The 12,396-nt window shown below is 64.6% G+C and carries 12 protein-coding genes and 1 tRNA gene; 12 read left to right on the forward strand and 1 reads right to left on the reverse strand.

The window, feature by feature from the left end:
* Positions 1–207: 207 nt before the first annotated feature.
* Together NOM55_RS11305 and NOM55_RS11310 are read left to right on the forward strand one after the other, a co-directional pair.
* Positions 208–281 (forward strand) — tRNA-Gly (locus NOM55_RS11305).
* Between the two features lie 41 nt (positions 282–322).
* Positions 323–2,497: an AsmA family protein gene (locus tag NOM55_RS11310; protein ID WP_120812092.1), complete on the forward strand. Its 2,175-nt coding sequence runs from the start codon at positions 323–325 to the stop codon at positions 2,495–2,497.
* 301 nt (positions 2,498–2,798) lie between these two features.
* Here NOM55_RS11310 and NOM55_RS11315 read toward each other — a convergent pair whose 3' ends face one another.
* A complete protein-coding gene (locus tag NOM55_RS11315) occupies positions 2,799–4,766 on the reverse strand; it encodes a cation:proton antiporter (protein ID WP_047966191.1) in 1,968 nt (655 codons plus the stop codon).
* Between the two features lie 98 nt (positions 4,767–4,864).
* Between NOM55_RS11315 and NOM55_RS11320 the strand changes: the two genes are divergently transcribed.
* From NOM55_RS11320 to rapZ, 10 genes are all read left to right on the forward strand, one after another.
* Positions 4,865–5,845: a KpsF/GutQ family sugar-phosphate isomerase gene (locus NOM55_RS11320; protein ID WP_255908651.1), complete on the forward strand. Its 981-nt coding sequence runs from the start codon at positions 4,865–4,867 to the stop codon at positions 5,843–5,845.
* A gap of 8 nt (positions 5,846–5,853) precedes the next feature.
* Positions 5,854–6,378 carry a 3-deoxy-manno-octulosonate-8-phosphatase KdsC gene (gene kdsC / locus NOM55_RS11325; RefSeq protein WP_255908652.1) on the forward strand — a complete coding sequence of 175 codons (525 nt, stop codon included), beginning with the start codon at positions 5,854–5,856 and terminating at the stop codon, positions 6,376–6,378.
* Positions 6,375–6,938 (forward strand): LPS export ABC transporter periplasmic protein LptC, encoded by a 564-nt coding sequence (lptC, locus tag NOM55_RS11330; RefSeq protein ID WP_255908653.1) that lies wholly within the window; start codon positions 6,375–6,377, stop codon positions 6,936–6,938. Before kdsC ends, lptC begins: the two co-directional genes overlap by 4 nt.
* Positions 6,928–7,437, forward strand: coding sequence for a lipopolysaccharide transport periplasmic protein LptA (gene lptA / locus NOM55_RS11335; protein ID WP_047966195.1), 510 nt, complete (start codon positions 6,928–6,930; stop codon positions 7,435–7,437). The genes lptC and lptA overlap by 11 nt, the downstream gene beginning before the upstream one ends.
* The gene (gene lptB, locus NOM55_RS11340; protein ID WP_047966196.1) at positions 7,434–8,162 is read left to right on the forward strand and encodes an LPS export ABC transporter ATP-binding protein; all 729 of its coding nucleotides are present in this window, start codon (positions 7,434–7,436) and stop codon (positions 8,160–8,162) included. Before lptA ends, lptB begins: the two co-directional genes overlap by 4 nt.
* Before the next feature lie 3 nt (positions 8,163–8,165).
* Positions 8,166–9,611, forward strand: coding sequence for an RNA polymerase factor sigma-54 (locus NOM55_RS11345; RefSeq protein WP_255908654.1), 1,446 nt, complete (start codon positions 8,166–8,168; stop codon positions 9,609–9,611).
* A gap of 62 nt (positions 9,612–9,673) precedes the next feature.
* Positions 9,674–9,994: a ribosome hibernation-promoting factor, HPF/YfiA family gene (gene hpf / locus NOM55_RS11350; protein ID WP_047966198.1), complete on the forward strand. Its 321-nt coding sequence runs from the start codon at positions 9,674–9,676 to the stop codon at positions 9,992–9,994.
* A 162-nt stretch (positions 9,995–10,156) separates the two neighbouring features.
* Positions 10,157–10,621 (forward strand): PTS IIA-like nitrogen regulatory protein PtsN, encoded by a 465-nt coding sequence (ptsN, locus tag NOM55_RS11355; RefSeq protein WP_047966199.1) that lies wholly within the window; start codon positions 10,157–10,159, stop codon positions 10,619–10,621.
* Positions 10,614–11,570: an HPr(Ser) kinase/phosphatase gene (gene hprK, locus NOM55_RS11360; protein ID WP_047966200.1), complete on the forward strand. Its 957-nt coding sequence runs from the start codon at positions 10,614–10,616 to the stop codon at positions 11,568–11,570. Before ptsN ends, hprK begins: the two co-directional genes overlap by 8 nt.
* Positions 11,551–12,393 carry an RNase adapter RapZ gene (gene rapZ / locus NOM55_RS11365; RefSeq protein WP_255908655.1) on the forward strand — a complete coding sequence of 281 codons (843 nt, stop codon included), beginning with the start codon at positions 11,551–11,553 and terminating at the stop codon, positions 12,391–12,393. Before hprK ends, rapZ begins: the two co-directional genes overlap by 20 nt.
* The last annotated feature ends 3 nt before the right edge of the window (positions 12,394–12,396 follow it).

Below are 12,396 nucleotides of genomic sequence, written 5' to 3' on the forward strand. Positions count from 1 at the left end.
GTTGACTGCGCGCCGCCGCCCGCTCAGGAAAGAACGCATGGCCTTGTCAGAAAGCCACGACCGCCCACGGCCATGTCGGCTGGGGCGGTCCTGTATACGGAATACAATCGGCGAAAATACCATGTCTTCCGGCGCAGGGAAACCGCTGGCGGCCACGGCTGCGTTGCAAGGCGCACCCGCTATGCGTATACTCTGCGCTCGCCTTGTGCGGGTGTAGCTCAATGGTAGAGCAGAAGCTTCCCAAGCTTACGACGAGGGTTCGATTCCCTTCACCCGCTCCATGACCGCCCTCCCCCTTTGACCGTCCCAGAACCGCACGCCCATGAACTGGAACTCCGGCCGGCTATGGCTCAAAATCTCCGTCTATACGCTGCTGACACTGGGCATCCTGTTCGTTGCCATCCTGACGCTGTTCTTTACCCGTTTTGACGCCGACAGCGCGCGCCGCAACCTGGAGCGTTCGCTGGCCGACAGCGGCCGCACGCTGAGCATCGGCGGCACCATTTCGCCGATGCTGTTGCCGTCGCCGGGGCTGGAAATCAGCGAGGTACGCGTCAGCGAACAGGACGGCAAGACCCCGTTTGCCCACGTCGCGCAGATCGAGGCGCGGCTGGCATGGCTGCCGCTGCTGTTCGGCCGCCTGGAAATCACCCATGTCGCGCTGCACGACGCGCAGCTGACCGTGGTGCGGCAGACTGACGGCAGCCTCAACTTTGCCGACCTGCTGCGCAGCCGCCCGTCGAGCAAGTTCATGTTCAACCTCGATTCGCTGGCCATCAACGGCACCCGCCTGGAATACCAGGATCGCGTCAACGGCCAGCTGCTGAAGCTGGAGGACGCCAGCCTGCTGGCCGACGAACTGCGCGCCAATGCGCAGATGGCGTTCGGCGGCCGCCTGCAAAGCGGCGGCCGGCTGGTGAACCTGTCGCTAACCGCGCCGTTCACCCGCAACGACGACCAGATCGACATTCCGCAATTCAGCGCCACCGCCATCAGCAGCAGCGAAGAGCTGGGCGAGATCCGCGTCAACGCCAGCGGCAAGCTGCAGCTGAACCTGGCCACGCTGCTGGCGCAGGGCGAAGCGCTGAAGGTCGCCATCGACACCACCAAGCCGAGCAGCCACAGCGAGATCCTGATCCCCACCGTCAGCGCCAGCCTCAGCGAACTGAGCACGCCGGCGGCCAGCCTCAGCGGCAACATCAGCTACCAGCGCACGCAGTACCGTTTCAGCAGCCGGCTGGCACAGCTGCAGCTCAACCAGAACGGCCTGTTCGCCGCCAGCAGCAATAACGACTTCTCGTGGAGCGTCGGCCCGCACTCGCTGAACATGGTGGTGCAGGCGCCGTTGAAGCTGGCGCAGTTCAGCCTGCTCAGCATGAGCCCGCTGACGCTGTCGGCACACCTGAAAACGCCGGAGCTGCCGCGCGGCCAACTGCGCGCCACGCTGCAGGGCGCGCTGGAAGGCGACCTCGCCGACAGCCGCCTCAACCTGCGCGTCAGCGGCGAGCTGGACGGCGCCAAGCTCGCCTCCACCATCACCCAGTACGGCTTTGTCGCGCCGCGCCACGAGGCGACGCTGTCGATCGGCAAGCTCGACCTCAACCGCTACCTGCCGGAACAGAAGGCGGAGCAGGCGGTGGCGCTGTTCCAGAACGACAAGCCGTTCCGCCTCGACTGGATGGACTTCATCAATGTGCAGGGCAAGCTCGCCATCGGCGAGCTGGCGGTCGGCAATTTCCGCGTCAACGGCATCAACGCGGATGTCACCGGCACCCCGCAGCAGCTGCAGCTGGACAACCTCACCGCCGACATCTACGAAGGCCACCTCACCGGCCGTGCCACGCTGTTCCGCGAGCGCATCCCGCGGCTGACGTTGCAGCAGGAGCTGACCGGGATGCAGATCCGGCCGCTGATGCTGGACCTGTTCGCCTTCAGCCGCATCGAAGGCAGCGGCAACGGCTGGGTGCAGCTGGAGGCGAAGGGGCAGTCGCTGCAGGCGCTGCGCAATACCCTCAACGGCAAGGTCGCCGCGCGGCTGGAGCGCGGCGCGCTGACCGGTATCGACCTCGTCGCCGCGCTGCGCGACCTGCCCGGCGAGAGCGAACGCTGGAACGGCCCGGTCAGCACCGCGCCGGACCAGAAAACCACCTTCTCCGCGCTGTCGGCACAGTTCGAGCTGCAGGACGGCGTGGCGCGCAACCAGGACATGAAGCTGGCGTCGTCGCTGGTCAATGTCCGCGGCAGCGGCAAGTTCGACCTGACGCAGAGCATCATCGACTACACGCTGGACGTGCAGGCCAACCCCAGCGCCTTCGCCAGGCTGGGCGGCATCAGCATCCCGCTGAAGATAACCGGCCCGCTGCAGCAGCCGGTGTACTCGCTGGATTTCAACGCCATGGTCAAGGGCAAGAAAACCGAGGGCGAGAAACAGCAGGTGCTGAAGCAGGAACTGGGCAAGCAGATCACCAGCATCCTGCCGGTCAAGCCGGCACCGTAGACGCAGCCGGGCACGAAGCATTGATTGCGGCCAACCTTGGCATCAAGGTTGGCCGCAATGCTTTGTACCGCAGGCAGACGAGGCCATCCGGCTCACCATGCTGACAGCTGCAGGCCCATCGGTACCGCGGGGTGAGCACTGGGCACGCTGCTGCTGTCGACGCTCAGCAACCGCCCGCCCGCGCCATGCGCACCGCCCTCCGCCGTCAAACCCGGCGTCGCGACGCCGCACCGCCCCTAAAAAAATGGCGGCCAACCCTGAGACCAAGGTTGGCCGCCATCTCCGGCAACAGTCCGTGCCACTAGCCCTGCAGCAGCAGCGCCTCCGCCTGCGCCAGCGCCGCCGGCCGGCCGAGCAGCACCAGCACGTCGCCTTCCTGCAATTCCGAATCCGCCGCCACGTGGGCGAGACGGACGTTGCGACGGCGGATGCCGCGCACCCCGACGCCGAGGCTGTCCAGCTTCACCCCGCCCAGCGGCATGCCGATGGCGTGAGCACCGGCCACCAGTTGCACACTGAGCAGACGCGGCTGATCGCTGTCGTCGATGCCGTCCAGTTCGTCGCTGGCGCCGCGGAAGAAGCCGGTGAACAGGCTGTAGCGCTGTTCGCGCACGGTGCGGATGCGGCGCAGCACGCGGCTCATCGGCACCCCCATCACCATCAGCGCGTGCGAGGCCAGCATCAGACTGCCCTCCATCACCTCGGCCACCACCTCGTCGGCGCCGGCTTCGCGCAGGCGGGTGATGTCGGAATCGTCGATGGTACGCACGATCACCGGCAGGTCGCGGCGCAGGTCGTGCACCATGTGGATGATGCGCTCCGAGGCATGGGTATCGGCAAAGGTGATCACCACCGTCTTGGCGCGCATCGCGCCGGCCGCCATCAGCACCTCGCGCTTGGCGGCATCGCCGAACACCACCGGGTCCCCGGCCTCGCCCGCCTCACGCACCCGCTCCGGATCCATGTCCAGCGCGAAAAAGGAAATGCCCTCCGCCTCCAGCAGGCGCGCCAGCGACTGGCCGCTGCGGCCATAGCCGCAGATGATCACGTGTTCGTCCTTGGCCATGCTCTGCACCAGCACCTGGTGCAGGTCCACCGCCTGCAGCGCCCAGTCCTGCTTGATCAGGCGGCTGCAGATGCGCTCGGCGTGCTGGATCAGGAACGGTGCCACCAGCATCGACAGCACGATCGCCGCCAGCGCCGACTGCTCCACCGGCGACGAGATCAGCCCCAGGTTGCCGGACAGCGCCAGCAGCACGAAGCCGAATTCGCCGCCCTGCGCCAGCGCCAGCGCGCCTTTCAGGCTGTCCCTGGCACGATGGCCGAACAACCGCGCCAGCAGGTACACCACCGCCAGCTTCACCGGCAGCAACAGCAGCAGCATCACGCCGATGTCGCCGGCACGGTCGAGCAGCACGCCGATGTCCAGCTTCATGCCGACGGTGACGAAGAAGAAACCGAGCAGGATGTCGCGGAACGGCTTGATGTCCTCCTCCACCTGGAAGCGGTACTCCGTTTCCGAGATCAGCATGCCGGCGACGAAGGCACCCAGCGCCAGCGACAGGCCGGCCAGCTGGGTGAGAAAGGCGATGCCCAGCGTCACCAGCAGCACGTTGATGGTGAACAGCTCGCCGGAGCGCTGCCGCGCCACCAGATGGAACCACGGTCGCATCAGCCGCTGGCCGAACACCAGCAGCAGGCTCATCACCACCACCACCTTGACCAGCGCGAGGCCGAGGTCCATCCACAGCCGGTCAGAGTTGGCCGCAAACGCCGGCAGCAGGATCAGCAGCGGCACCACCGCCAGGTCCTGGAACAGCAGCACGCCGATCGCCAGCTGGCCGTGCGGCTGCGCCATTTCCAGCCGCTCCGACAGCAGCTTGCTGACGATGGCCGTCGACGACAGCGCCAGCGCACCGCCGACGGCAAAGCCGGCCAGCGGGCTGCCGGTCAGCCACCACACGATGGCGCCGATCAGGAACAGGGTCAGCAGCACCTGCGCGAGGCCGATGCCGAACACCAGCTGCCGCATCGCCTTCAGCTTGGCCAGCGAGAACTCCAGCCCGATGGAGAACATCATGAACACGATGCCGATTTCGCCGAGGAACTCGGTCTCCTCGCCCTGCGGGATCAGGCTCATCACGCCGGGGCCGGCCATGAAACCGACCACCAGGTAACCCAGCATGGGTGGTACGCGCAGACTGCGGCACGCGGTCACCGCCAGCACGGCGACCAGCAATACCAACACGATGGGAGACAGGGAGTGCATCGAAAAAACGGCTCCAGAAGAGAATTGAATGGCGCTCAAGCAAAACTTGCACCTGCCAGGCAGTGCCCGGCGATTATAAGCTGATATAATTGCGCATTATGAAAAATGACCAAAAACAATCCTGCCTCGCGCTGGCGCGCGACGTCCTCGCCATCGAGGCCGCAGCCATTACCCGGCTGGCGTCGCGACTGGACGAGAGCTTCAGCGCGGCAGTCGCCCTGATCCTGGCCTGCGAAGGCCGGGTGGTGGTCAGCGGCATGGGCAAGTCCGGCCACATCGGCAACAAGATCGCCGCCACGCTGGCCAGCACCGGCACGCCGGCGTTTTTCATGCATCCGGCAGAAGCCGCCCACGGCGACCTCGGCATGCTGACCGAACGCGACATCCTGCTGGCGCTGTCCAACTCCGGCGAGAGCGACGAGTTGCTGGCGCTGTTGCCGGCGCTGAAGCGCAAGGGCGTGCCGATCATCGCGCTGACCGGGCGTCCGCAATCGACGCTGGCGACCGAGGCCAGCATCCACCTCGACGCCGGCGTGGAGAAGGAAGCCTGTCCGCTGGGGCTGGCGCCGACCGCCAGCACCACCGCGGCGCTGGCGCTGGGCGACGCGCTGGCGGTGGCGCTGCTCGACGCACGCGACTTCAAGCCGGAAGACTTCGCGCTGTCGCATCCCGGCGGCAGCCTGGGCCGCAAGCTGCTGGTCCACATCAGCGACCTGATGCACGGCGGCGAGGCGCTGCCGCGGGTCAACAGCGGCAGCAGCCTGAAGGACGCGCTGCTGGAGATGACGCGCAAGGGCCTCGGCATGACCGCGGTCTGCGCCGCCGACGGCCAGCTGCTCGGCATCTTCACCGACGGCGACCTGCGCCGCACGCTGGACAAGAGCCTGGATCTGGCCGGCCTGCGCATCGACGACGTGATGGCACGCCAGCCGCGCACCATCGAGTCACACCGTCTGGCCACCGAAGCGGCCAACGAAATGGAACACCACAAGATCAACGGCCTGCTGGTCACCGACCGCGCCGGCAATCTGGTGGGCGCCCTGAACATGCACGACCTGCTCAAGGCAGGCGTGGTCTGAGAGACACCATGCAAACCATTACCGAACTGGCCAAACGCACGCGACTGCTGATCATGGATGTGGACGGCGTGCTGACCGACGGCCGCATCTTCATCACCGCCAGCGGCGAAGAGCTGAAAGCGTTCAACACCCTGGACGGCCACGGCCTGCGCATGCTGCAGTCCACCGGCGTGCAGCTGGCGATCATCACCGGCCGCGACGCCCCCGGCGTCGCCCACCGCGCCCGTGGCCTCGGCATCGACCACTACTACGCCGGCGTGCACGACAAGCGCACCGCGTTTGCCGAACTGCTGCAAAAAACCGGCCTCGCCGCCGAAGACTGCGCCTACATCGGCGACGATGTCATCGACCTGCCGGTGATGAGCCGCGTTGGCCTCGCGGTGGCGGTACCGGACGCGCCCAGCTTCGTGCGCCAGCACGCCCACTTCGTCACCGGTTGCAGCGGCGGCCAGGGCGCGGTGCGCGAGCTGTGCGAGCTGATCCTGCAGGCGCAGGGCAACTACGACCGCCTGATGGCCGGCTACCTGGCATGAACCGCGCCGCCCGCCTGTTTCCGCTGGGCCTGACGCTGGGCATGGCCCTGCTCGCCTTCTGGCTCAACGTGCTGACCATGCAGCGCGGCGATGCGCCGGGCAAGATCGACCTGAGCCGCCCGGAGTACACCATCAACCGGCTGACGGCAAAGCGCTTCGACACCCAGGGCCGGCCGCAGCAATACCTGCAGGCGGCCCAGATGTGGCAACTGCCGCGCAATCCGAATGTCTATCTCAGCAAGCCGCGCATCGAAGTCTTCCTGCAGGGCATCCCCGACTACACGGTGACAGCCGCGGCCGGGCGCTACCACAAGCAGCAGAAAACGGCGGACTTCAGTGATAATGTGCGCTGGGAGCGCAAGGCCACCGCCGACGCCCCGGCCATCCTGCTGCAGACCTCGGTGCTGCATGTCGACACCGTGGCGCGCAGCGCCAGCAACCGCGCGCCACTGGTGGCCGACTACGGCACCTCGCAACTGAAATCGACCGGCTTCATTTACCAGCAGGACAGCGGCCAGCTGAACCTGCTGTCCAACGTAAGGATTACCTATGCGCCATAGTGTGCTGATCGCGCTGACCGCCCTCGTGCTGAGCGCCCCTGTCATGGCTGAAAAGGCCGACAGCGAAAAACCGATCGAACTGTCTGCCGACCGCGGCTCGCTGGACCAGAAAAAAGGCGTGACGGTATGGGAGGGCAATGTCGTGGTGGTGCAGGGCACGCTGAACTTGAAGGCGCAGCGCGTGACCGTGACCCGCGACGCGCAGGGCAACCAGCAGCTGCAGGCGCAGGGCAGCCCGGTCACCTTCCGCCAGAAGGTCGACGGTAGCAATGAATACGTCGAAGGCAGCGCCAGCAACGTCAACTACAACACTGCGGCCAACCTTGCCACCCTGACCGGCAACGCCCGCGTCAAGCGCGGCCAGGATTCGGTCAGCGGCGCCGTCATCGTCTACAACACCGCCACCGAGACCTATCAGGCCAGCGGCGGCACCGCCGCCAGCGGCAACAGCGGCCGCGTGACGGTGATCCTGCAGCCCAAAGCACAGGGCACGCCATGACCCCGAGCCAGCTTTCCATCCAGCACCTGAAGAAGACCTTCAAGAAGCGTACCGTGGTGCGCGACGTGTCGCTGGAGATCGCCAGTGGCGAGGTGGTCGGCCTGCTCGGCCCCAACGGCGCCGGCAAAACCACCAGCTTCTACATGGTGGTCGGCCTGATCGCCGCCGATGCCGGCGAAATCCGCCTCGACGGCCAGACCATCACCCACCTGCCGATCCATCAGCGCGCACGGCTCGGTCTCGGCTATCTGCCGCAGGAAGCGTCGATCTTCCGCAAAATGACGGTAGACGAGAACATCCGCGCGGTACTGGAAATTGCCGGGCTGAAGGACGAGGAGCTGGAAAACGAGCTGACCCTGCTGCTGGACGACCTCAATATCAGCCACCTGCGCGACAGCAACGCGCTGGCGCTGTCCGGTGGCGAGCGCCGCCGCGTGGAAATCGCCCGCGTGCTGGCCACCCGCCCGCGCTTCATCCTGCTGGACGAGCCGTTTGCCGGCGTCGACCCGATCGCGGTAATCGATATCCAGAAGATCATCGCCTTCCTCAAGGAACGCGGCATCGGCGTGCTGATCACCGACCACAACGTGCGCGAAACGCTGCGCATCTGCGATCGCGCCTACATCATCTCCGAAGGCAGCGTGCTCGCCTCCGGCCTGCCGGAAGCGCTGGTGCTGAACGAACAGGTCCGCCAGGTGTACCTGGGCGAACACTTCCACTTGTAAGCCATGAAACAGACCCTCCAGCTCAAAACCAGCCAGCAACTCACGCTCACCCCCCAGTTGCAGCAATCGATCAAGCTGCTGCAGATGTCGACGCTGGATCTCAGTACCGAGCTGGAGCGCTACCTGCTGGAAAACCCGCTGCTGGAACGCGCCGACAGCAGCGACAGCCCCGACGAGTCCGACAGCCCGTTGCCGGTGCTGGCGCCCAGCGGTGACACGCCGGCGTCGGACAGCGGCAGCGAGCCGGAGCGGCCGGAAGCGGAAAGCAACCGCGACGACGGCGAGCTGCTCGGCGACTGGGGCAGCAGCGGGAGCGGCAGCAGCCGCAACGATGACGACGACGAGTTCGACCCCATTCTCAACACCCCGTGCCGGCCGTCGCTGCGCGAGCACCTGACCGCGCAGATGGGTGAAACCCAGCTCAGCCAGCGCGACAAGGCGCTGATGTCGCTGCTGATCGACGAGCTGGATGACGACGGCTATCTGCCGACCTCGCTGGACGACATCGCCGCCGAGCTGCCGCTGGAGCTGGAAGTGGAAGGCGACGAGCTGGAGTGCCTGCGCAAGCTGCTGACCCAGTTCGAGCCGACCGGCATCGGCAGCCGCAATCTCACCGAATTCCTCAGCCTGCAACTGCAGCAGCACGCGGCACCGGCCGCGGTGCGTCAGCTGGCGCTGGACATGGTGCAGCAGCACCTGCCGCTCCTGGGCAACCGCGACTTCACCAAGCTCAAGAAGCTGCTCGCCATCGACGAACAGCAGCTGAAAACCGCCCACGCCCTGCTCGCCAGCCTGCGACCGCGCCCCAGCAGCGGCTTCGACCAGGGCGAGACCCACTACGTCGCCCCCGACATCCTGGTGGTGAAACGCCAGCAGCGCTGGGTGGCGCGCCTCAACCAGGGCACGCTGCCGAAGCTGCGCGTCAACCAGATGTATGCAGGCATGCTACAGCAGAAGGGCAGCAGCCATAATCTGGGCGGCCAGCTGCAAGAGGCGCGCTGGCTGGTAAAAAACATTCAACAACGGTTTGACACCATCCTGAAAGTGGCAGAATCTATTGTTGACAGACAGCAAGCGTTCTTTGAACAAGGTGAAGTGGCCATGCGCCCGCTTATCCTGCGAGACATCGCGGAAGAACTGGGTCTGCATGAGTCAACCATCTCCCGCGTCACCACGCAGAAATACCTGCTGTGCAGCCGTGGCTTGTTCGAACTCAAATATTTCTTTGGCAGTTCGGTCGATACTGACAGTGGTGGCGAATGTTCCGCCACCGCGATCAAGGCACTGATCCGGCAGATCATCGATGCGGAAGACCACAACAAACCGCTGTCTGACAGCGCCATTGCCGACAAGCTGATCGCTCAAGGTATTCAGGTTGCAAGACGTACCGTAGCCAAGTATCGTGAAGCCATGCAGATACCACCGGTCAGCCAGCGCAAGACTTTTTAGGTTGTTCATAACAAGATCGCCATGCCCAGTCCGGATATGGCACCAACAGAAGGAGTTAGGGTATGAACCTCAAGATTACCGGCCTCCACCTCGACGTTACCCCGGCGCTTCGTGACTACATCGAAAGCAAACTGGAACGCATTACCCGCCATGTCGATAATGTGATCGGTGTCAACGTGACACTGTCTGTCGACAAACTGGTACAGAAAGCCGAAGTCAATGTTCATCTGGCAGGCAAGGATATCCATGCCGAAGCCACCGAAGCGGACATGTACGCGGCCATCGACCTGCTGACTGACAAACTGGATCGTCAGGTACTGAAATTCAAGGAAAAACAGGTCGAGCATCGCGCACCGGTACCGCAAGAGCAAGCGTCGCTCTGATCAGGATTTGCCGAACAAAAACGGATAATGCAAGCACTGCTTGCTTATCCGTTCTTTTTTTGGCTACCGCTTTTTCTCCTGACGATCATCCTGCGCTTTCCACTATGGTATTCCGTGGACTCGGCGTAGAATGGCCCTCGATTTTTTCGGGCAAATGGCATTATGGGCTTGATCAGTAAAATACTCTCCGTGGACAACGTCATTGCTGACATGGACGTTTCCAGCAAAAAACGACTCTTCGAACAAGTCGGCCTGATGGTCGAAAACAGTCACGCCATCGCACGCAGCGATGTCTTCGACAGCTTGTTTGCCCGGGAAAAACTCGGCTCCACCGGCCTGGGACAAGGCGTCGCCATACCGCATGGCCGCATCAAGAGCCTGAAGGAAGCCACCGGCATCTTCATCCGCCTGAAGGCGCCGATTCCGTTCGATGCCCCCGATGGCAAACCGGTCTCGCTGCTGTTCGTGCTGCTGGTGCCGGAGCAGGCCACCGACATCCACCTGCAGGTATTGTCCGAGCTGGCGCAGCGCTTCTCCAGCAAGGCGCTGCGCGAACAGATGAACGATCCCGCCTGCGATGCGCAGAAGCTGTTTGAACTGATTTCCGACACCCCAGACCATGCCTAATATCAGTGTTCGCCGCCTGTACCAGGACAATCAGCACAAGCTCAACCTGAGCTGGGTCGCCGGCCGTTCCGGCTCCGACAACCTGATTTCGAATGATGAACAGCGGCCAACCCAGGCACTGGTCGGTCACCTCAACTTCATCCACCCCAACCGGGTGCAGGTACTTGGCCTCGCGGAAGTGGAATACCTGAACAAGCTGGAGCAGGCTGCGGCACGGACCGCCCTCGACCAGCTGTTCCACCGCACCATGGCGGTGGTGATCGTCGCCAATGCGCAGCCGGTGCCCAACCTGCTGCGCGACTACTGCCAGAGCCACAATGTGCCGCTGATGAGTACGCCGCTGGAAAGCCCGTACCTGATGGACGTGCTGCGCATCTATCTGGCGCGCGCGCTGGCGGTCTCCACCGTGATGCACGGCGTGTTTCTCGACGTGCTGGAAATCGGCGTGCTGATCATGGGCGATTCGGCGATGGGCAAGAGCGAACTGGCGCTGGAGCTGATCTCGCGCGGCCACGGCATGGTTGCCGATGACGCAGTCGAGCTGTACCGCATCGGACCGGAAACGCTGGAAGGCCGCTGCCCGGCGCTGCTGCGCGACTTCCTCGAGGTGCGCGGCCTCGGCATCCTCAATATCCGCACCATTTTCGGCGAAACCGCGGTACGCCCGAAGAAGGTGCTGAAGTTGATCATCCACCTGATGAAGGCCAACGACCAGGCGATGCAGACGCTGGACCGCCTCAACATCCAGTCCGAAACGCAGGACATCCTCGGCGTCACCGTGCGCAAGGTGATCCTGCCAGTGGCCGCCGGTCGCAACCTGGCGGTACTGGTCGAGGCCGCGGTGCGCAACTACATCCTGCAGCTGCGCGGCATCGACAGTACCCGCGAATTCATCGATCGCCACACCAACCTGCTACGGGACCAGGAACATGCAGCTGATTCTGATTAGCGGCCTGTCCGGCTCCGGCAAGTCCGTCGCCCTGCGCCTCTTGGAAGACAACGGCTACTACTGCGTCGACAACCTGCCGGCCACCATGCTCACCGACGTGGTGGCGCTGTACAGCGAACAGGGTTACCAGCACGTCGCCATCAGCGTCGACACCCGTTCCGCACCAACGTTGGCCGCATTGCCGGAGGTGATGGCCAGCCTGAAAGCGATGCGGGTCGACGTGCGCCTGATCTATCTGGAAGCCACCACCGAAGTGCTGGTCCAGCGTTTCTCGGAAACGCGGCGCCGCCACCCGTTGTCCGGCAACGGCCTGACGGTGGAGGAATGCATCCGCCTCGAGCGCGAGATGCTGGAGCACATCCACGAGCTGGGCCACCGCATCGACACCAGCCACCTGTCCGCCAACGCGTTGCGAGCCTGGGTCAAGGTACTGGTCGACGCCGATGCCGACTGCCTGACCCTGGTGTTCGAATCGTTCGGCTTCAAGCACGGCCTGCCGCTGGACGCCGATTTCGTGTTCGACGTGCGCTGCCTGCCCAACCCCTACTACGAAGTCGCGCTACGGCCGCTGACCGGCCAGGACGAAGCGATCTGCCGCTTCTTCGAAGGCGAAGCCAGCGTGGCGCAGATGCTGGCCGACATCCGCCAGCTCCTGCAAAACTGGCTGCCGCGCTTCCGCCAGGACAACCGCAGCTACGTCACCGTCGCCATCGGCTGCACCGGCGGCCAGCACCGCTCGGTCTACCTCGCCGAACAGCTGGCCAAGGCCTTTGCCGGCGAACAGGTCCTGCTGCGCCACCGCCAGCTGCCCGCCAAAAAATAAGCC

This window comes from Vogesella sp. AC12, from assembly GCF_024437575.1.
GTDB lineage: Bacteria > Pseudomonadota > Gammaproteobacteria > Burkholderiales > Chromobacteriaceae > Vogesella > Vogesella indigofera.